General features: G+C 52.6%; 19 protein-coding genes. 12 read left to right on the top strand and 7 right to left on the bottom strand.

Translation table 11 applies throughout. The annotated features are described in order from the left end of the window. The first annotated feature begins 48 nt into the window (after positions 1–48). Positions 49–570 carry a tRNA adenosine(34) deaminase TadA gene (tadA, locus tag SBO83_RS08405; RefSeq protein WP_396131167.1) on the top strand — a complete coding sequence of 174 codons (522 nt, stop codon included), beginning with the start codon at positions 49–51 and terminating at the stop codon, positions 568–570. 1 nt (position 571) lies between these two features. Here tadA and mltF read toward each other — a convergent pair whose 3' ends face one another. After that, a complete protein-coding gene (gene mltF, locus SBO83_RS08400; RefSeq protein ID WP_353503164.1) occupies positions 572–2,038 on the bottom strand; it encodes a membrane-bound lytic murein transglycosylase MltF in 1,467 nt (488 codons plus the stop codon). A 276-nt stretch (positions 2,039–2,314) separates the two neighbouring features. Between mltF and purL the strand changes: the two genes are divergently transcribed. The 3 genes from purL (at position 2,315) to agp (ending at position 8,627) form a co-directional block, all read left to right on the top strand. Then, a complete protein-coding gene (gene purL / locus SBO83_RS08395) occupies positions 2,315–6,208 on the top strand; it encodes a phosphoribosylformylglycinamidine synthase (protein ID WP_396131232.1) in 3,894 nt (1,297 codons plus the stop codon). 359 nt (positions 6,209–6,567) lie between these two features. After that, the gene (gene pagP / locus SBO83_RS08390) at positions 6,568–7,167 is read left to right on the top strand and encodes a lipid IV(A) palmitoyltransferase PagP (protein WP_396131165.1); all 600 of its coding nucleotides are present in this window, start codon (positions 6,568–6,570) and stop codon (positions 7,165–7,167) included. Positions 7,168–7,331: 164 nt separating this feature from the next. Continuing rightward, entirely contained in the window at positions 7,332–8,627 is a 1,296-nt protein-coding gene (agp, locus tag SBO83_RS08385) for a bifunctional glucose-1-phosphatase/inositol phosphatase (protein WP_396131164.1), read from the top strand. Positions 8,628–8,735: 108 nt separating this feature from the next. On the opposite strand, the gene SBO83_RS08380 is transcribed toward agp, so the two are convergent. Both SBO83_RS08380 and SBO83_RS08375 read right to left on the bottom strand, forming a co-directional pair. After that, on the bottom strand, positions 8,736–8,888 hold the full coding sequence (locus SBO83_RS08380) for a Hok/Gef family protein (protein WP_353503161.1): 153 nt from the start codon (positions 8,886–8,888) through the stop codon (positions 8,736–8,738). 444 nt (positions 8,889–9,332) lie between these two features. Then, a complete protein-coding gene (locus SBO83_RS08375; RefSeq protein ID WP_353503161.1) occupies positions 9,333–9,485 on the bottom strand; it encodes a Hok/Gef family protein in 153 nt (50 codons plus the stop codon). Between the two features lie 314 nt (positions 9,486–9,799). Between SBO83_RS08375 and SBO83_RS08370 the strand changes: the two genes are divergently transcribed. Together SBO83_RS08370 and SBO83_RS08365 are read left to right on the top strand one after the other, a co-directional pair. After that, the gene (locus SBO83_RS08370; protein WP_396131162.1) at positions 9,800–10,816 is read left to right on the top strand and encodes a fatty acid desaturase; all 1,017 of its coding nucleotides are present in this window, start codon (positions 9,800–9,802) and stop codon (positions 10,814–10,816) included. Between the two features lie 15 nt (positions 10,817–10,831). Then, positions 10,832–11,623, top strand: a complete 792-nt coding sequence (locus SBO83_RS08365; protein ID WP_396131161.1) for a PhnD/SsuA/transferrin family substrate-binding protein — start codon at positions 10,832–10,834, stop codon at positions 11,621–11,623. Between the two features lie 67 nt (positions 11,624–11,690). Here the strand turns inward: SBO83_RS08365 and sseA are convergent, their stop codons facing one another. The 3 genes from sseA to SBO83_RS08350 all read right to left on the bottom strand — a co-directional run bounded on the left by sseA (position 11,691) and on the right by SBO83_RS08350 (position 14,011). Continuing rightward, complete coding sequence (sseA, locus tag SBO83_RS08360) at positions 11,691–12,536, bottom strand: 3-mercaptopyruvate sulfurtransferase (protein WP_396131159.1); 846 nt, start codon at positions 12,534–12,536, stop codon at positions 11,691–11,693. Positions 12,537–12,583: 47 nt separating this feature from the next. Further along, a complete protein-coding gene (locus SBO83_RS08355; RefSeq protein ID WP_396131157.1) occupies positions 12,584–13,138 on the bottom strand; it encodes a GNAT family N-acetyltransferase in 555 nt (184 codons plus the stop codon). A gap of 84 nt (positions 13,139–13,222) precedes the next feature. Then, positions 13,223–14,011 (bottom strand): MmyB family transcriptional regulator, encoded by a 789-nt coding sequence (locus tag SBO83_RS08350; protein ID WP_396131156.1) that lies wholly within the window; start codon positions 14,009–14,011, stop codon positions 13,223–13,225. 164 nt (positions 14,012–14,175) lie between these two features. Here SBO83_RS08350 and SBO83_RS08345 point away from each other — a divergent pair, with 164 nt between their 5' ends. Continuing rightward, on the top strand, positions 14,176–14,946 hold the full coding sequence (locus SBO83_RS08345) for a methyltransferase domain-containing protein (protein WP_396131155.1): 771 nt from the start codon (positions 14,176–14,178) through the stop codon (positions 14,944–14,946). A gap of 87 nt (positions 14,947–15,033) precedes the next feature. Here SBO83_RS08345 and SBO83_RS08340 read toward each other — a convergent pair whose 3' ends face one another. Next, complete coding sequence (locus SBO83_RS08340) at positions 15,034–15,954, bottom strand: DUF808 domain-containing protein (protein ID WP_396131154.1); 921 nt, start codon at positions 15,952–15,954, stop codon at positions 15,034–15,036. A gap of 311 nt (positions 15,955–16,265) precedes the next feature. Here SBO83_RS08340 and SBO83_RS08335 point away from each other — a divergent pair, with 311 nt between their 5' ends. The 5 genes from SBO83_RS08335 (at position 16,266) to SBO83_RS08315 (ending at position 19,555) form a co-directional block, all read left to right on the top strand. Then, a complete protein-coding gene (locus SBO83_RS08335; protein WP_353503153.1) occupies positions 16,266–16,541 on the top strand; it encodes a YdgH/BhsA/McbA family protein in 276 nt (91 codons plus the stop codon). A 291-nt stretch (positions 16,542–16,832) separates the two neighbouring features. Beyond that, entirely contained in the window at positions 16,833–17,411 is a 579-nt protein-coding gene (locus SBO83_RS08330; RefSeq protein WP_353503152.1) for a class I SAM-dependent methyltransferase, read from the top strand. Positions 17,412–17,687: 276 nt separating this feature from the next. Then, positions 17,688–18,212 (top strand): shikimate kinase AroL, encoded by a 525-nt coding sequence (aroL, locus tag SBO83_RS08325; RefSeq protein WP_396131152.1) that lies wholly within the window; start codon positions 17,688–17,690, stop codon positions 18,210–18,212. Positions 18,213–18,366: 154 nt separating this feature from the next. Beyond that, on the top strand, positions 18,367–18,558 hold the full coding sequence (locus SBO83_RS08320; RefSeq protein WP_353503150.1) for a YaiA family protein: 192 nt from the start codon (positions 18,367–18,369) through the stop codon (positions 18,556–18,558). 232 nt (positions 18,559–18,790) lie between these two features. Continuing rightward, positions 18,791–19,555, top strand: a complete 765-nt coding sequence (locus SBO83_RS08315; RefSeq protein ID WP_396131150.1) for an IclR family transcriptional regulator domain-containing protein — start codon at positions 18,791–18,793, stop codon at positions 19,553–19,555. The last annotated feature ends 104 nt before the right edge of the window (positions 19,556–19,659 follow it).

Here is a 19,659-nt window from a genome sequence, read left to right as displayed (position 1 = left end):
TAGTGAGAACGCTATAATGGCGGCCGGATAAAAGTAATAGAGGTAAGAGTGACTGAGCAATTCAGCGATGAAGATTGGATGCGCTACGCGTTGAATCTGGCCCTTAAGGCGCAGGACGAGGGGGAAGTGCCGGTGGGCGCCGTGCTGGTGCTGGACAATCAGGTCATTGGCGAAGGCTGGAACCGATCGATTGGCCATCACGATCCTACGGCTCACGCCGAGATCATGGCGCTGAGAGAGGGTGGGCAGAAGGTGCAAAACTATCGCCTGTTGGACGCCACGCTGTATGTGACGCTTGAACCCTGCGTGATGTGCGCCGGGGCGATGATCCACAGCCGCATTCGCCGCGTGGTGTATGGCGCGACTGATCTTAAAACCGGCGCGGCGGGCTCACTGTTAGACGTGCTGGGCCATCCGGGTATGAATCATCAGGTGCAAATTGAGGCGGGCGTGTTGGCGGACGAATGTTCGGCCATGCTCAGCGCGTTCTTCCGTTGGCGGCGCAGCCAGAAAAAGGCGTTGAAGCAGGCGCAGCGCGCCGCCCAGAGTGACGCTACCGATTTAAGCTAAATCACGGCGCAGCGGCGAGCACCTGTGTAGCTTCAACGGCGGGATAACCAGCACCCAGTTGAGCCTGCAACGCCGCCTGCTGCGCTTGTTTCTTCTCTTTCTCCATCAAATACCCCACCAGACTGATCTGATAGCGACGGATATTCTCAACATAATTATAAGCTTGCGTGCCCCTGGCATACCCATAGGTGGTGCGGGAGAAGTAGCGCTTCTGATTGAGCATCGGCAGGCGCTGTTTGACGTCCAGCCAGCTATCCGGATTACCTTTCTGATCCGCCGTCAGCTTACGGGCATCGAGCATGTGCCCATACCCCATATTGTAAGCCGCCAGAGCGAACCAAATGCGCTCATCCTGCGGAATGCTGGTGGGCATCTTGTCCATCAGGCGTGAGAGATAGAGCGCGCCGCCCTGAATGCTTTGTTCGGCGTCGGTTCGGTCATCGACGTCCAGCCCCGATGCTGTGGCGCGGGTCAGCATCATCATGCCGCGCACCCCGGTCGGCGATTTGGCCTGCGGATCCCAATGCGACTCCTGATAAGAGATGGCCGCCAGCAGGCGCCAGTCAATGTCTCCGGCGTATTTCTCAAACAGCGGCTGCAGCGCGGGCAGGGTGGTGTCTATGGCTTTGAGGAAGGTGCGGGTATCCACATAGTCAAACTCGCCAACGTGGCCGAGATACTTCTCCTCTAGCTTCTCCAGCGTGCCGTCTTCAGAAATTTGGCTGAAGAAGTCCAGCATGGCGGCGTACAGGCTGTCGTCGTCGGTTTTCTTGCTGAAATACCAGGTGACCGGTTCGTCGGCGGTGACGTTAAAAGCCACGGCCAGACGCGGGTAGACGCGCTGCATCAGCGCCACGGTCACGGAGTCGCCCATGGTATAGGCGAGTTTACCGTCGGCCACCTGTTGTAGCAGATCGCGAGGTGACAGCTTATCGGTTTCGGTCCAGGTCAGGTCCGGGAACTTTTTTTGCGCGGTTTGCAAGGTGGCGACATGGGCGGTGCCGGCGGAGACGGTCAGGGACCCTTTCACATCGTCGAAAGTTTTCGGACGTGCGGAACCCTGGCGATACAACAATTGTTGTGATACCGAATAGTATTCAGGCCCGGTGCGATACGCATTCAGACGCTCGACATTGTAAATCAGACCGGAGGCAATCAGGTCGGCCCGATTGCTGTCCAGATCATTGAACATCGCGTTGACATTATTATGAGGTGACATGACAAGCGTCACACCAAGATAGTCGGCAAAGCGTTTCGCCAGTTCGTAGTCGAATCCGAGGTTTCCGTCTGGGCTGTTGAAAAAAGTCAGCGGAGAATTTAGCGTCGTTACGCGCAGCTCTCCGCGAGACTTTATCTGTTCTAGTTGGTCACCTTCGCCACGATGCCACGGCACGGTCGGCCATAAAGCCAACGCCATCAGCAACGCTGCGAGACCCACTAGAAAGTAATTTAATTTTATGCGCGTCAAATAGTTATCTCTCTGCGGCGCTATTATTTTTTTGAGCTTATGCTCTCTACTTACTATGGTTATATTCCCAGTGCCGACGCATTTTGCTCAACAAAACGACAGCCTGCAACTTTATTCATAATATCCATGGATAAGGTAGGTGTTAGTGAATATATCAATATTCACTACGCAAACGGTTTCGTCAGGCTCCGGCTTTCTTTATAATAGCCCGCGTTTTCCCCCTGTTGCGCCCAATGAAGCACTACGGTCAGTTGCTTCGAAGACGAGAGATCTGTGATTATGGAAATACTGCGTGGTTCGCCCGCTTTGTCGGCTTTTCGTATTAATAAGTTATTGTCCCGCTGTCAGGATGCTCATCTCCCCGTCAGTGATATCTATGCCGAATATGTACACTTTGCTGACGTCAGCGCGCCGCTGAATTCGGACGAACAAACCAAGTTACAACGCCTCCTCAAGTACGGTCCTTCTCTCGCTGAACATGCTCCTGCTGGCCGCCTGCTGCTGGTCACGCCGCGCCCGGGCACTATCTCTCCCTGGTCTTCCAAAGCCACCGACATTGCGCACAACTGCGGTTTGTCTCAGGTATTGCGCCTTGAGCGCGGTCTGGCGTTCTACGTGCAGGCACCAAGCCTGACCGACGAGCAGTGGCGTCAACTGGGTGCCCTGCTGCATGACCGTATGATGGAAACCCTTTTTGACCGTTTTGAAGATGCCGAAGCGCTGTTCGCTCAGCACCAGCCTGCACCGGTGCAGTCCGTGGATATTCTCGGCGAAGGCCGTTCTGCCTTAGAAGCCGCCAATACCAAGCTGGGTTTGGCGCTGGCACAGGACGAAATCGACTATCTGATGAGCGCTTTCACGTCGTTGGGGCGCAACCCGACTGATGTTGAGCTGTACATGTTTGCGCAGGCTAACTCCGAGCACTGCCGCCACAAGATCTTCAACGCCGACTGGATTATCGACGGTCAGGAACAGCCTAAGTCACTGTTCAAAATGATTAAAAACACCTTCGAACACACGCCAGATCACGTGCTTTCGGCTTATAAAGATAACGCCGCCGTGATGGAAGGTTCGCAGGTAGGGCGCTTCTACGCTAACGCTAAAGACGGCCTGTACGATTTCCATCAGGAACAGGCTCATATCCTGATGAAAGTGGAAACCCACAACCACCCAACGGCCATCTCTCCTTGGCCGGGCGCGGCGACTGGCTCCGGCGGCGAAATCCGCGATGAGGGCGCCACTGGTCGCGGCGCTAAGCCGAAAGCCGGTCTGGTGGGCTTTTCGGTTTCCAACCTGCGCATTCCGGGCTTTGAACAGCCGTGGGAAGAGAACTTCGGCAAGCCAGATCGCATCGTTACCGCGCTGGATATCATGACCGACGGCCCACTGGGCGGCGCGGCCTTCAACAATGAATTTGGTCGTCCGGCGCTGGTCGGCTACTTCCGTACTTATGAAGAAAACGTCAACAGCCACAACGGCCCTGAGCTGCGCGGCTACCACAAGCCCATCATGCTGGCGGGCGGGATCGGCAACATCCGCGCTGACCACGTGCAAAAAGGCGAAATCACCGTCGGCGCTAAGCTGATTGTGCTGGGCGGCCCGGCGATGAATATCGGTCTGGGCGGCGGCGCTGCGTCCTCTATGGCTTCTGGCCAGTCTGATGCGGATCTGGATTTTGCTTCCGTACAGCGTGATAACCCAGAGATGGAACGCCGCTGTCAGGAAGTGATCGACCGCTGCTGGCAGCTGGGCGAAGCTAACCCAATTTTGTTCATCCACGACGTCGGCGCGGGCGGTTTATCCAACGCCATGCCTGAGCTGGTGAGCGACGGCAATCGCGGCGGTCGCTTCCAACTGCGCGATATTCTCAATGACGAACCGGGCATGAGCCCGCTGGAAGTCTGGTGTAACGAATCCCAAGAGCGCTACGTGCTGGCAGTCTCTCCGGCCCAGCTTGAGCAGTTCGACGCTATCTGTAAGCGCGAGCGCGCGCCTTATGCCGTGATTGGGGAAGCCACTGAAGAGATGCACCTGTCTCTGGAAGACAGCCATTTCAACAATCAGCCAATCGACATGCCGCTTGACGTGCTGTTAGGCAAAACGCCGAAAATGACCCGCGACGTCACCACCTTGAAAGCCAAGGGCGACAGCCTAAATGCGGCAAACATTCAGCTGACGGAAGCCGTAAAGCGCGTAATGCATTTACCAGCCGTGGCGGAAAAAACCTTCCTCATCACCATCGGCGACCGTACGGTGACCGGCATGGTGGCTCGTGACCAGATGGTTGGCCCGTGGCAGATCCCGGTTGCTGACTGCGCTGTCACTACCGCCAGCCTCGACAGCTACCACGGCGAAGCCATGTCGCTGGGCGAGCGTGCTCCAATTGCACTGCTGGACTTCGCGGCTTCTGGCCGCATGGCCGTCGGCGAAGCGCTGACTAACCTTGCCGCAGTGGAAATTGGCAACCTGAAACGCGTGAAGCTCTCTGCTAACTGGATGTCCGCTGCTGGCCATCCGGGCGAAGACGCTGGCCTGTACGCGGCGGTGAAAGCCGTCGGCGAAGAGCTGTGTCCGGCGCTGGGGATCACTATCCCGGTCGGCAAAGACTCTATGTCGATGAAAACCCGCTGGCAGGAAGGCAACGAGCAGCGCGAAATGACTTCTCCGCTCTCTCTGGTTATCACCGCGTTTGCTCGCGTCGAGGACGTGCGCAGTACGGTAACTCCACAATTGCGCACTGATAAAGGCGACACCGCCCTGCTGCTGGTGGACCTTGGTCTTGGGCATAACGCGCTGGGCGCTACCGCGCTGGCTCAGGTTTATCGCCAACTGGGCGACACGCCTGCCGATGTTCGCAGTGCAGAACAACTGGCTGGCTTCTTCAACGCCATGCAGGCGCTGGTGGCCGATCGCAAGCTTCTGGCCTACCACGACCGTTCTGACGGCGGCCTGCTGGTGACGCTGGCAGAGATGGCCTTCGCGGGCCACTGCGGCCTGAATGTGGACATTGCCGCCTTGGGTACAGATGCGCTGGCGGCGCTGTTCAACGAAGAGCTGGGCGCTGTGATTCAGGTTCGTGCTGAGGACCGTGCCGCAGTCGAGGAAACGCTGGCGAAATTCGGCCTTGGCGACTGTTCTCACTATCTGGGCAGCGTCGAGCAGGGCGATCGTTTTGTTATCACTCAGGGCGACAAGCCGGTCTACAGCGAAAGCCGCACCACGCTGCGTACCTGGTGGGCGGAAACCACCTGGCAGATGCAGCGTCTGCGCGATAACCCTGAGTGCGCCGACCAAGAGCATGAAGCCAAAACGCATGATCGCGATCCGGGCCTGAACGTGAAGCTGAGCTTCGCACCAGATGAAGACGTGGCTGCGCCTTATATTGCTAAAGGCGCGCGCCCGAAAGTGGCGGTGCTGCGCGAGCAGGGTGTCAACTCACAGGTTGAAATGGCGGCGGCGTTCCACCGTGCTGGTTTTGATTCCATCGACGTCCATATGAGTGATCTGCTTAGCGGACGCCGTGACCTGCAAGATTTTCACGCGCTGGTGGCCTGCGGCGGCTTCTCCTACGGGGACGTGCTGGGCGCTGGCGAAGGCTGGGCGAAATCGGTGCTGTTCAATGACCGCGTTCGTGAAGAGTTCGAAGACTTCTTCCATCGTCCACAGACTTTGGCGCTCGGCGTGTGTAACGGTTGCCAGATGATGTCCAACCTGAAAGAGCTGATCCCGGGGGCTGAACACTGGCCGCGCTTCGTGCGTAACCTGTCCGATCGCTTCGAGGCTCGTTTCAGTCTGGTAGAAGTCACTGCTAGCCCATCCATGTTCATGCAGGGCATGGCAGGTTCACGTATGCCAATTGCCGTTTCCCACGGTGAAGGCCATGTGGAAGTGCGTGACGCTGTGCATCTGTCCCAGCTCGAACATGCCAACCTGGTGGCGCTGCGTTTTGTGGATAATAACGGTCAAGTGACGGAAAACTATCCGGCTAACCCGAACGGTTCACCAAACGGTATCACCGCCGTGACTAACCTGTCGGGCCGCGTTACCGTCATGATGCCGCACCCTGAACGCGTATTCCGCACTGTGAGCAACTCGTGGCACCCGGAAGAGTGGGGCGAGGACAGCCCATGGATGCGCATGTTCCGTAATGCCCGCAAACAGCTGGGCTAATGGTTAGTTAAAATGAAAACCGGAGTGCTTCTGCCTCCGGTTTTTTGTGCTCGATAAAAGTATTTGCTTAAAAACACAGCACTAGCAGATAAGAATCCAGATATAGTATTAATCCTAAGTTATTACTTATTGTTTATTCAGCATCTTTTCTTTAATGGATAAGTTAATTTTTATCGTTTTCTATAAGGTGTCTCTGCTTTTTTAGTTATTAAAGCCTAGGATTTATCTCAATATTATCTCACTGTTTTTGGATTGTTAGATTCTGGAATATTTCCTTACAAAACGACAACTCAGTGTTTAAACCTTATTTAACCATCTGTTGCTAATATGCTCTTTGGATAAAGGGAGTATTAAGTTAAATGGTTATTTCAAAAAAAATTACATCATGGATAGTGATATTATCCTGCATTCTACCTGTGACCGTTTTTGCTGGCGCTGAGCCGGCTGCACAGGCTACATCACCAGAAAGACCAGGCTTTATGGGCTGGTGGGACTCATGGACTCAGGACGTCTCAACCACCTGGAACGATTCTCCAAACAAAGATCTCTATCTACCCATTATTACCTGGCATAACCGTCTTACGTATGACAAAGAGAAAACGGATAAATATAACGAGCGCCCTTGGGGCGGTGGTTATGGTATTTCTCGTTATGATGAAAACGGTGACTGGCACGGTATCTATTTGATGGCCTTTAAAGATTCCCATAATAAATGGGAGCCAATAGGCGGTTATGGATATGAGAAAATATGGCAACCGGCGCAAGATAAAAACTTCCGCTTGGGGTTGGGTTATACGGCGGCGGTGACGGCGCGGGATGATTATTCTTATATTCCCATACCTATTGTGTTGCCTTTAGCCTCGGTGGGTTATAACAAGTTAACCTTCCAGGCGACCTATATTCCGGGGACCTACAACAACGGCAACGTCTTTTTTGCGTGGCTGCGTTATCAGTTCTAACAAGGCTGTAATAAAAGTGTCACATTAACTGATTGATGTGACCTTGATCCCTCTCTGCTGTGATGTATTCCCCTATGCTGCAAATTCACCGTTGGAACTAATCTGAACAATAGATTGGGCCACGGTGGATGTCTATTGCCAAGGAAATCACAGAGGATCAACCATTGAAAAAATCTCGCCGCGTATTAGCACTGACAGCATTAGCCTGCTTGCTTCAAATGTCTGCCCCATCTTTTGCCGCCAATTCGTCACTGGAGTTGCAGCAAGTGTTGATTATGAGCCGTCACGGTATTCGCGCTCCTCTGGTCAATTACGGTGATGTGCTGGCCGAATCCACTACCCACACCTGGCCGAAATGGCAAACTGAAGGTGGCCTGTTAACGCCGAAAGGGGGGCAGGTCGAAGAGCATATGGGGCATTATTTCCGCGCGTGGCTGGCCAAAACTCAGCTGGTCCCGGCAGCGCAATGCCCAACGGCGGGGCAAGTATTCTCCTATGCCAACAGCCTGCCGCGCACTATTGATACGGCTAAACACTTCATTAGCGGGGCTTTCCCAGGCTGCGATCTGAGCGTGGTCAACCGTGTTGAAATCGGCAAAATGGATCCGGTATTCAACCCGATTATCACCGCCGAGGTGAATGACAAATTTAAAACCGACGCGTTGAATTCGATTAATCAGCACGCCGGTGAAGGCGGGATTGATGGCCTGAATCAGCGCCTCAAGCCGAATTACCAATTGCTGCAAAACATCATGGATTACCAGAACTCCAAAGTGTGTAAGCAGGATAAACAGTGTGACTTGGCTTCTCAGCCCTCAACTGTTGTGCTGACTCAGGGCAAGGAGCCGGGGATCACCGGGCCACTGCGTATGGGAACCGGCGCGGCCGATGCCTTTATGCTGCAGTATTACGAAGGTTTCCCAATGAAGGACGTGGCGTGGGGGAAAATTAAAACCTCCGAGCAGTGGACGCAGTTGGAAACCATCAAAAACATGTATCATGAAACGCTTTTCGGCTCACCGGCGATTGCTGCCAATGCCGCAAAACCGCTGCTCACTTTCATCGCCGGGGCTTTAAACAAGGACGATGCGAAGTCAGAAGATCAGCAGTCGGCGCAAAAAGCCAAGTTGGCACTGCTGGTTGGGCATGATTCCAATATCGCTTCATTGCTGGCGGCGCTGAAAACCAAAGACTACAGCTTGCCGGGCCAATATGAACGCACGCCGATCAGCGGAGCCGTTGTGTTCCAGCGCTGGCATGACAAGAAAACCGACAAAGATCTGATGAAGATTGAGTACGTTTATCCAACGGCCAAGCAGATCCGCAACAATACGTCATTGAGCCTGAAAAACCCTCCGCAGCGTGTCACTTTGCAAATTGAAGGATGTGAAACTGACAAGCAAGGTTTCTGCCCGATGGATACCTTTACTCAGGTGCTACAGAAAGATCTTCAAGGCTAATTCGAAGGTCTGCCAGCCTATTAACCGGCAGATTGTAGAAGGGTGCTCAGAGATCGATGCACAACAACCACCAAGAGGCGGGGCATCGCGCCCCGCCCTTGGGTTGCCTTACCTTTTGGCTTCGTAAGCCAGGATGGCCGCAACCTCCGTGTCTCCTTGTTTGACTCGTAATTCGCACAGCGAACTACGCGTTATCCACGTAAACGCGATAAGCGTTATGCAGATAACAATCAGACTGATTAACACCAGTTTTTGTGGCATCTTGGCCTCCGCTGCCTTGCCTTTCGGCGGGTAAGAGGCTACCTTTATGTTGTTGGGACATAAGAGTGGCCTCGGGTTGATTTACTCAATTCGGGGCTTTTCTCTTTCCGCGCCTTACAACATCAATTTGACTGCTGCTCAGAACAGAAAGATCCTGAGCACCCGCGCGAAGTGTATCAATCTCAAGCTATCCTACAAGTGTTATTCGCTGTTCTGCTTTGATAATTTATTTTATAATCAAAAGGTTATTATCTGATCGGGTAAGCTTTTTCGTTAATGGACTCAAGCCTGCTGAGCTGCATTATTGAGGCGGCATAGAAAGATCTTCAAAGCTAATTCGAAGGTCTGCCAGCCTATTAACCGGCAGATTGTAGAAGGGTGCTCAGAGATCGATGCACAACAACAACCAAGAGGCGGGGCATCGCGCCCCGCCCTTGGGTTGCCTTACCTTTTGGCTTCGTAAGCCAGGATGGCCGCAACCTCCGTGTCTCCTTGTTTGACTCGTAATTCGCACAGCGAACTACGCGTTATCCACGTAAACGCAATAAGCGTTATGCAGATAACAATCAGACTGATTAACACCAGTTTTTGCGGCATCTCGGCCTCCGCTGCCTTGCCTTTCGGCGGGTAAGAGGCTACCTTTATGTTGTGTGGCATAAGAGTGGCCTCGGGTTGATTTACTCAATTCGGGGCTTTTCTCTTTCTGCGCCTTACAACATCAATTTGACTGCTGCTCAGAACAGAAAGATCCTGAGCACCCGCGTGAAGTGTATCAATCTCAACCTATCCCACAACTGTTTATTTACTCTCCAGCTTTAGCAATTTAATTGCTAATCAAAGCGTTATTAGTCGCTTAACTAACCTTTTCCGCTACCTGATAATTGCCGCATCTTTTCTTCTGGCGCGCCGTTATGTCTTCGACTTCTCATTATCTTCATGCTCGACAACGAGCCGATATTCACCAGCTTTCGCAGGCGTGGTGGTGGCGGCTGGAAATGCCGACATGGATATTGATGGTGACAGTTTACAGCGGTTGGTTCGCCGTGGTTTATTTCTGGCAAACGCTGGGCGCGTGGGTGGCGACACCTCTATTGGTGCTGTTTACTACTTGGTATATGTCGTTACAGCATGAGTTGATCCACGGCCATCCGACCCGCAAAGCCTGGCTGAACCAGCTGTTTGGCACCTTGCCCTTGGCGGTTTGGTATCCGTACGGTTTATACCGTGACTCGCATTTGCATCATCATCGCAATGACCACCTCACTTTGCCGGAAGACGATCCTGAAGGTTACTACTTTACCCGCGCGCGCTGGGAGCGATTCCCCGCGTGGTTTGTTGCCGTGATTAAGCTGCGCAATACTCTGCCGGGGCGGATGATTGTCGGCCCGCTGCTGGATATCTACGCCACGCTTTCCGGCGCGTTGATGGCTCTGTTTAAAGGCGAGATAAAAACCATCGCGATGTGGGTGATTCATATCGCGATGCTTGCAGCGCTGCTGTACTGGATGAGCCTTCGCGGCTTGTCGCCAGTTTATTTCGTCATTGCGGTTAGTTACCCTGCGCTGAGTTTAACCAAGCTGCGCTCTTTCTTCGAACACCGCGCTCACGAAGCGCCGGAGGCTCGCTCCACGCTGAATGAGGCGGGTTTCGGCTGGCGTTTGCTGTTCCTCAATCTCAATTACCATCTGGTGCATCATGACTTACCCGGTCTGCCATGGTATGCCTTGCGTAAGGTGTATCTGGCTGAAAGAGAAGCCTACATTCAGCGCAGCGAAGGCTTTTTGGTGGAAGGCTATTCTCAGTGGCTAAATGAGCACGCGCTGAAACCGATTCATGTTGAAATCCACCCTCTGGCACCCGGGCAGCCGGATGCGCCTGAGGTGTTCAGCGGCTATGATTATCAGCAACAGGTCCGTCAGGAATATTGAATTTAGGAGTATCGCATGCTGGTTTCATTGCCGATGTATGGCGTAGAGCTCAATGACGTCGAACAATTTTGGCAGGCGCTTCGCGACAAGTTAGTGGCCTCCGGTTTGGACTTTCTTCCCGCTAAACTTGAGTGGCCCGATCGCCTTCTCGGGCACTGGCAGGAGAAGGATTTGCTGCTTAGCCAGACCTGTGGTTTTCCGCTGGTCGAGTTTTTGCCTCAGGTCCAACTGATTGGGACCTTCAATTACAGCGCGCCGGGCTGTAATGGGCCTTATTATCGCAGTTTTCTTCTGGCTCGCGCTGAAGATAGCCAAGCTACTCTGGCCGATTTTCGCGGCCGGACCGTGGCGTTCAACAGCACTGACTCGCAGTCAGGTTTTAACAGCCTGCGAGCTTTGATTGCGCCACTGGCTGAGAATGGAAAGTTCTTTGGCGACAGGCTGGAAACCGGCGGCCACCGCCACTCACTGGCTGCCGTTCAGCAGGGGCGTGCCGATATTGCTGCCATAGATTGCGTGACACTGGAACTGCTGCGCCGCTATGTTCCACAGGAAGTCGAGGGGTTGAGCATTATCGGCCAGACGGCCGCGGCGCCGGGTTTGCCGCTGATCACTTCGGCGTCAACTTCGCCGGAGATGCTCAGCATTTTGCGGCACGCCGTGACTCAAACTATCGCCGCTCCTGAGAATCAGGTGCTGTGCGAAAAGCTGCTTATCAAAGGTTTTACGGTACTGCCGCGCGAGGAGTATCAGGTGATTCACCAGATGCGAGATGCCGCCTTGCAGCTTGGCGTGAGCCAGCTCTAAATCTCTTCATGCAATAAAAAACCGGACCTCAGAGTCCGGTTTTTTTATTGTCACGAACAGCCACGTTTTAGTGGGTTTCGATAGGGTAGTCTTCGTCGATGCTGCCCCATTCGGCCCATGAGCCGTCATACAGCATGACATCCTTCACGCCGAGCGAATCCAGCCCAAACGCCAGTGCGGCGGCAGTCACGCCGGAGCCGCAGCTGGTGATAACCGGTTTATTCAGGTCAACGCCCAGACGCTCAAAGGTGGCTTTCAGCTCCTGTGGCGACTTCAAATGGCCATTTTGCGTCAGCTCCGTAAAAGGCACGCTCAGGCTGCCGGGGATATGGCCGCCGTGCAGGCCCGGACGAGGCTCCGGCTGCTCTGCTTTGAAACGGCCTAGCGAGCGCGCGTCGATGATTTGCACCTTGCCCAATGAGTCCATAACTTGCTGGGAGTTAACCACCACCGGGCGAATCAGCTTGGCGTTAAAGGTGCTCGGGACGCGAACAATTTCACCACTCTGGGTTGGGCGGCCCTCGGCTTTCCAGGCATTAAATCCGCCATCCAGCACGCGCACGGTTTTCGCGCCGAAGCTGGTCAACATCCACCAAACGCGGGGTGCGGAGAACAGATCGCCTTCGTCATAAAGGATGATGGTTTGGGTGTCAGCGATGCCTAAACGGCTCATCGACGCGGCAAATTCCTCGGCGGTTGGCATCATATGCGGCAGGCCGGTGGTGCAGTCAGAAATGCTGTCGACTTCGACATAAATTGCGCCCGGAATATGTGATTCAAGATACCTACCGTGGAAATCAATCGGCGGCGTGATACCCGGTTTGGATTTGCTACAGTCGATGATCACCACGTCCGGCGCATTGAGGTTTTTTGCCAGCCATTCGGTTGAAACAGTATGTGCAGAAGAGCTCATTTTGATGCCTTATCCTAGTTATTCGCAGGGGGTAATTTTTAATTTATTCAGTCGGTTAAGTCACTGGGTATTAATGAATACATCCAGGCGTTCCGCGGCTGGCCGTGATAGTAGAGACGATTGCGGTGCAGGCCTTCAGAGACGGCGCCAAGCTTTTCGGCAACGCGGCGGCTACGCAGATTTTCCTCCATGGCGACGATTTCCACGCGGGTGAGGCCCAGCTTATTAAATGCAAAATAGGCCGCCGCTTTCGCCGCGATAGTGGCCAATGATTTACCCGTAAAGCCGCTGCGGATCCAGTAGCCAACATTGCCAAATTTGTAATCAGTATTGATACGGTTCACGCTCACCGCGCCCACTATTTGCCCGCTGTGGCGATCAAAAATGCAGAAGTTATATTCCACGCCGCGAAGCTGCTTTTCTGCGCATTCCAGCAAATATTTGCGGCTATCTTTCAGTGCGTAATGCTCAGTGCACCAACCTTCCCACGCGCCGATTTCTTTTACAGAGTCACTGATCGCATCGAAATGAAGCTGAGCTTCCAGTTCCGTGGCGACACGGATCTCAATATTGTCATCCTGATAGATCTGGCGAATTTGCATGAATGACTCCTGTCAGGGCTTTAATAGGTATGTGGAAATAGGCTAATTCAGCCTCACATATCTCTGATAAACCGTCAATTGGGCTTAGTGCTGTTCGATAAGCATCACCAGTTTGAATTCTGCATGGCCCGCCGGGAAGAAGGTCTGCTGGCGATACACCACTTCGCCCTGAATCGGATGCTGGAAGCGGCGTTCTCCCCCTTCGCGGCCCAGCACGTCCTGCTGCGTCCACCACTGGTCGAACACTTCACTCTCTTCGCGCAGCGCCATCACGCTTTGGCGAATCTCATCTGAATGGGCGTAATGGGCACTTTCGGCACGAAACTCAGCTACCACGCGCTTGGCGCGCTGCGACCAGTTGACTACCAGCGTGCGAGCCAGCGGATTAAGAAACATAAAGCGCAGCAGGTTCGGTTGGGAATCCACCCCCAGCCAGCCCGCGAAAAGCTGCTCGGCCTGCGGGTTCCAGCTCAGCACGTTCCAGGCGCTGTCCAGCAAATACCCCGGACAGTTGAGCTGATGCACAGATTCACGAATGTGCGCGTCCGGCGCGTTATCGGCAATTTTAGCCTGCGGATCTTTGATCTCAGCAAGGCTAAAGAGGTATTCGCGCGCGGCACTCTCCAACCTTAGCGCCTGCGCCAATCGATCAAGCGTCGCGGCGGAAATCGACACGTCTCGCCCTTGCTCGATCCAGGTATACCAAGTGGTGCTGATGCCGCTGATTTGCGCCAACTCCTCGCGGCGCAGCCCGCTGGTCCGGCGGCGCGTGGAGCTTGGCAACCCGACATCTTGCGGCGAAGTACGCTCGCGCTGTGCGCGCAAAAATGCGCCTAATGCCTTCGGGCCATTCAGAGGATCGTTGTTATTCATCGCCGTCGCTACTCATATTAAAGACTCAGACAGGGTGTTATTAATACTAGTATAAATGCTCATATTGTACCCGTATAAAACAGTACCTATAGTGTTCCTACGGCCATTTTGGCTAAGGCAACAACATCGGCAAAACAACAATAACAAACAGACGGGAGCACTCAATGGAAAGCAAAAACAGTCACAGCCAGACGGTCGATAAACAGTTCGGTGCACAGGCGCAGGATTACTTAACCAGCGCGGTTCACTCACAAGGGCCTGATTTACAAAGATTAGCCACAATGTTGCAGTCACACCCGGACGCCCGAGTTATCGACTTAGGCTGTGGAGCTGGGCACGCCAGCTTCGTCGCGGCGAAGGCGGTAAAAGAGGTGGTGGCCTATGATTTGTCAGCGCAAATGCTGGAAGTGGTCAGTCAGGCGGCGAAGGACAAAGGCTTAGCCAATATCAGCGTCGAGCAGGGCGTGGCGGAGTCACTGCCTTTCGCCGACAGCAGTGCCGACATCATTATTAGCCGTTACTCTGCACACCACTGGCACGACGTCGGTCAGGCGCTGCGCGAGGTGCGCCGCGTGCTGAAGCCCGGCGGCATTATGATCATGATGGATCTGGCTTCTACCGGCCAGCCAGTGAAAGACATCTTTTTGCAGACCATCGAAAAACTGCGCGATACCTCGCACGTCCACAACTATGCGCCGGGCGAGTGGCTGACGCTGTTTAGCGAAGCTGGGTTGTTAGTCCAAGAGTTAACCTCCGGGCGCACGCAGTTAGAGTTTAAAAGCTGGGTTGAGAGAATGCGCACTCCAGAGCACTTTGTGGTGGCGATCCGTGAGTTGCAAAAAGCGATGTCAGACGAAGTGATTCAGCACTTTGAGATCCAAGAGGACGGTACTTTTACCGTGGATTTGGCCTTTATCATTGCCAAGAAAAGTTAGCCGGTAGGACTGTTTCTATAAAACTGTCTTTATAAAAGAAGAAGGGCTGCGAGATAAACCGCAGCCCTTTTTATTGGCGTTTTTAAATTAGCCTTTCTTAAAGATTTTCTGGCCAAGCATCACGACGCCCAGCACGGCGGCACCGACAATCAGGCCGACAGCCAGATCGGTTGCACCAGTGATAAGCGTGCTGACAAAGCCCTGATGCCCGTGATTAAGCACTTCAACCAGACTGTGCATGAAGGGCAAACCGTGGCTGATGATGCTACCACCCACCAGGAACATGGCGATGGTACCGACCACGGAGAGGGTTTTCATCAGCAACGGCGCGGCGTTAACCACCATGCCGCCAAACGCGCGTACGCCGTTCATTAGGCTGCTTTCACCCCGCAGCTTGCTCAGATACAAACCCGCGTCATCGATTTTCACAATCAGCCCGACCAAACCATACACGCCCAGCGTCATGGCGATGGCAATCAACACCATCACGGTCACTTGGCTCATAAACGGCGCGGCGGCGACGGTTCCCAGAGAAATCACAATGATTTCCGCCGAGAGAATAAAGTCGGTGCGCACGGCGCCTTTGATCTTCTCTTTTTCTACCTTGGCAATATCAGCGTCGGATTTAACCTCGCGCGAGGCGTCCGCTTTTTGCTGCTTATCTTTTTTGCCGTGCAATAGCTTGTGCGCCACCTTTTCGAAACCTTCATAACAAAGGTATGCACCACCAATCATCAACAATGGCGTGATTGCCCAAGAGGCAAACGCGCTGATTAATAGTGCCAGCGGCACCAAGATTGCCTTATTAATCAATGAACCTTTTGCCACTGACCAGACAATAGGTAACTCTCTGTCAGCTTTAACGCCGCTAACTTGCTGAGCATTTAGCGCCAAGTCATCGCCCAGCACGCTGGCGGTTTTCTTGGCGGCCACTTTGCTCATTGCGGCAACGTCGTCGAGGATTGAAGCAATGTCATCGATTAATGCCAGAAGGCTGGTTCCAGCCATATACGAACTCCCTTCTCAAATAAGTAAAAAGAATCATAACAGCGATTGCCATCGGGCGTCGATTTGTGCGAATCTGCTTCTCAAGCTGTAAATATCCGTCATCAAACTCCATCAAAAATCCTTAATTGCCTGCAGCATCCTGACACTGAAATTTTCACTTTCATTCTCTCCTCATTTTCGTCACAAAGATTAAGCATCTTTACGGCGCATTACGTCATCTTGCATTGGCTGGCGGATAATTAATTCAACGGAAAACATCCGCAAAAATTAATTAACCGAATTTAGAACAGCAAACAGCAAAGGTGTGCATCATGAAAATCTTACCTATTATTGCAGCAGCCATTATCACTACCGCTTCTTTCTCTGCTCTGGCAGCGACGCAAATAACTTCAGCGCAGGCTGATAGCGGTAATTACCAATCATTAGGCGTAGTTTCTGTTAGCCAAATGAGCGGGGCACCTGGCAGTATTAAAGATCAATTGAAAGCCGAAGCTGCCGACAAAGGCGCGAGCCACTACCGCGTTATCGGGGTCAGCACCCCAGGCGACTCCAGCCTTGAACGCGCAAGCGTAGAGCTTTATCGCTAAGCTTTAGCAAGAAGAAAGTGCCAGACCATCTGGTGATATCAAACCGATAAACAGCTTCAAAAAGCCGACTGTGTAAGTAGTCGGCTTTTTTATTTTATATGTCCTTCTGTTTGTTTTATTAATCTTTCTTACAAAGTAATAAAAAGGAATAAGCCAAAGCTCGGCTTAAAAGAGAATATTCTTATTCCGCTTTATAAACCCCGTCAAATTTGAAAAATAAATGCAGGAATTAATTAATTCTTAAGAATTTTTCTATCTGATAGCGGTCTACTTTCCCAGGGGTTATAAAACATGCTAAATGCGACAAAACTGACGATCAGAAACACCCGGGTATCGCTGCAGAATCAATTTTTCTATCTACAGAATTTTATCTCTTCGCCACGAACGATGGGGACACTCATGCCGTCGTCACCGTGGTTGTGTCGCTCAATGCTCAGCCAAATTGACTGGGCCAAGTCCCTTAAGATTGCTGAGCTTGGCTCGGCGGACGGCGTGTTGACCAAGCGTATTCTGAGCAACATGCGGGCTGATGCCCATCTGCAGGCATTTGAGATCCAACCAAGCTTTGTGCATAAGCTTAACCTGATTGACGATCCGCGCTTGCAGGTGATGGCGCATTCGGCGGAGTTTCTGGAGGGGGATTTCGACGCCATCTTCTCCTGCCTTCCGCTCTTATCAATGCCCACGCGCATCAGCATGAAGATTTTGCAGCAGGCCCAGCAGCGTCTGAAAGCCAATGACGGTGTGATGGTGCAGTTTCAATACAGTCATTTATCCGAAAAAATGCTCTCTCGCTACTTCACCTGGCAGAAGATCCGCGTAGTGAAAAATTTCCCGCCCGCGCTGGTTTACGTGTGTAAGCCACGATAAAACGGGGGGATCAGCCCTAGGCAATAGGGTTGCTCTTCGCAAATATTGCGCCATCAGTATTTATGAGTATCATGCCCACTGCACAGGCGATGAACGCCAGCAGTCGGGCTATTCAACAGACCGCACATCTTAGAAGCTTCACTAACGGGTGATAAAAACCTGTTGATGAGGCTTTTTTGTTGTACTATCTCGCGAGTACAATTTGACGGTTTCGACACTCATCAGAATATTCATCTTTTGGATGAAAGAAGCTCCGGGGCTTAAAGGACAGCAGTAATGACTCAACCCATTTTCATGATAGGCGCACGCGGCGCAGGTAAAACCACGGTAGGCAGCGCGCTGGCGCAGGCGTTGGGCTTTAAATTCGTCGATACCGATAGCTATCTGCTGCAAACCTCAAAACTCAGCGTGGCTGAGATTGTCGAGCGCGAAGGCTGGGAGGGTTTTCGCCGTCGCGAAACTCAGGCGCTTGAAAGCACCAGCGCCCCCCAGACCGTGGTCGCGACGGGCGGTGGGATTGTGTTGGCGGCGGAAAACCGCGCCTTTATGCGCCGTACCGGCACCGTTATTTATCTGCGCTCTCCGGCAGCGACGTTGGCGCAGCGTCTTGAAGAGTCACCTCTGGAAGACCAGCGCCCTACGCTGACCGGCAAACCTATCACCGAAGAGATGCTAGAAGTGTTGAATGAGCGCGAAAATCTGTATCAGGAAGCCGCGCATATTGTGATTGATGGCACTCGAGATCCTGCCAGCATTGTCGACGCTATTTTGGATGCGCTGGCCGCGCCGGTGGCGCGCTAGTCTCTGGCTTTTTCAGTCATTAATAGTTAACGGGCCTGCTGGCCCGTTTTGCTTTTCAGAGGCTTCTGACTCCGGCTTTCGTAGCTCGCGCAGTTGAGTGTCTATACTTAACAGACTGCACGTTAATGCATTCACTCAAGTCCAAGGAGTTTTTATGCCGAGTCAGCCTCCCTATCCACGTAAAGCTTATATTGTGCCGGTTGAAAAAGGCGAATCGGGCAAAACCGAAACATGGTATGAACTGCGCGCCGACCATCCGAAACCCAATACCTTGATCAGTGAACATGAAACCGAAAGCGAAGCTTTGGACTCCAAACGTCGCTATGAAGATGAAGACATCAGTTAAAACCGCCCTGGTCATAATTGATGCAATATTCTGACAATGAAATTCAATGCGGCTTATTATTCTGGAAAGCCGCGTTGAATCGTCTGAAAAGGCTTCTCCCTCCCCCCTGTGAAGCATATTTAATCATCCTTATTTAACTTACAAAAAAGAAACATCTTGACCCTGTTCCTTATCGGATTTAATTTTTACTCAATCTTATAGGAACTAGGTTCCACATATCGGAACTATAAGCATGACCACATTAGAAAACGCTTCTGCGGTATTAAAATTATTCTCCCAACAAGGAAGCCGACAGGGCCATCCCGGCCTGTCGTTCAGTGATGTGGTCGAGCACCTGAAATTGCCAAAAAGCACGGCATCGCGCTTATTAATGACGATGGAAGGGCAGGGATTGTTAGAACGCGATCCAGATAGCCGTTTATATCGCATTGGCAACTTACTGCTGTCGGTGGCCAGCCACTATTTATCGGCGCCTTTGGTCGATGCCGCTTCGCCTTATATGGCGCAGCTTGGCCAGTTGACGCAGTGTACGGGCTATATTTCGATGCTGTCGGGGCGCGACATTATGGTCATGCGCATGTTCCCCGGCAGAACCTATTTACAAGTGGTGACACCGGCGGGGAGTTTACTGCCAGCTCATGAAACTGCCATTGGGCGCGCAATTTTGGCGCGCCACAGTATTGATGATGTCATTCAACGATTTGGCACGGATTATCGTGTTAATTCGATCAATTCTCCGCAAACTTTAGAGGCATTATTAGCTCGCCTTGCGGAGATACGGGAAAACGGCGTGTCTCATGCCTGCAACGAAACTCTGCAAGGCATCAGTACATTAGCCACCAGTATTAGCAATAAGCACCGCAATGAGATGGTGGGACTGTGTTTATCGTTTCCTTCGCCACAAGAAGGTCAGGATATTCCCGCCGGGATCAAAGAGGGGCTGCTGGCCGTCACTCAGCAATTAGCTGAAAAATTGGGTGATGAGTATTGGCAATAGACTGATACCTCACCGCGACTTTTGTCATTTAAGAACTGTGGATCTTAATGGCGAAAATAACGCGTTTATTTGCACCAATCTCAGGGGCAGTTATGGCACAACAT

Source organism: Ewingella allii (genome assembly GCF_044430645.1).
Lineage (GTDB): Bacteria > Pseudomonadota > Gammaproteobacteria > Enterobacterales > Enterobacteriaceae > Ewingella > Ewingella allii.
Note: the sequence above shows the minus strand (reverse complement) of the source record. Positions and strands in the feature narration are given on the sequence as shown.

Excerpts from the sequence above, each read along its gene's own strand:
- SBO83_RS08335 (WP_353503153.1), top strand. The coding sequence starts at position 16,266 with ATGAAAATCTTACCTATTATTGCAGCAGCCATTATCACTACCGCTTCT.
- SBO83_RS08380 (WP_353503161.1), bottom strand. The coding sequence starts at position 8,888 with ATGCCACAAAAACTGGTGTTAATCAGTCTGATTGTTATCTGCATAACG.
- SBO83_RS08365 (WP_396131161.1), top strand. The coding sequence starts at position 10,832 with ATGCTGGTTTCATTGCCGATGTATGGCGTAGAGCTCAATGACGTCGAA.
- aroL (WP_396131152.1), top strand. The coding sequence starts at position 17,688 with ATGACTCAACCCATTTTCATGATAGGCGCACGCGGCGCAGGTAAAACC.
- SBO83_RS08370 (WP_396131162.1), top strand. The coding sequence starts at position 9,800 with ATGTCTTCGACTTCTCATTATCTTCATGCTCGACAACGAGCCGATATT.
- SBO83_RS08340 (WP_396131154.1), bottom strand. The coding sequence starts at position 15,954 with ATGGCTGGAACCAGCCTTCTGGCATTAATCGATGACATTGCTTCAATC.
- SBO83_RS08355 (WP_396131157.1), bottom strand. The coding sequence starts at position 13,138 with ATGCAAATTCGCCAGATCTATCAGGATGACAATATTGAGATCCGTGTC.
- SBO83_RS08320 (WP_353503150.1), top strand. The coding sequence starts at position 18,367 with ATGCCGAGTCAGCCTCCCTATCCACGTAAAGCTTATATTGTGCCGGTT.
- sseA (WP_396131159.1), bottom strand. The coding sequence starts at position 12,536 with ATGAGCTCTTCTGCACATACTGTTTCAACCGAATGGCTGGCAAAAAAC.
- SBO83_RS08345 (WP_396131155.1), top strand. The coding sequence starts at position 14,176 with ATGGAAAGCAAAAACAGTCACAGCCAGACGGTCGATAAACAGTTCGGT.
- SBO83_RS08315 (WP_396131150.1), top strand. The coding sequence starts at position 18,791 with ATGACCACATTAGAAAACGCTTCTGCGGTATTAAAATTATTCTCCCAA.
- SBO83_RS08350 (WP_396131156.1), bottom strand. The coding sequence starts at position 14,011 with ATGAATAACAACGATCCTCTGAATGGCCCGAAGGCATTAGGCGCATTT.
- pagP (WP_396131165.1), top strand. The coding sequence starts at position 6,568 with ATGGTTATTTCAAAAAAAATTACATCATGGATAGTGATATTATCCTGC.
- SBO83_RS08375 (WP_353503161.1), bottom strand. The coding sequence starts at position 9,485 with ATGCCGCAAAAACTGGTGTTAATCAGTCTGATTGTTATCTGCATAACG.
- SBO83_RS08330 (WP_353503152.1), top strand. The coding sequence starts at position 16,833 with ATGCTAAATGCGACAAAACTGACGATCAGAAACACCCGGGTATCGCTG.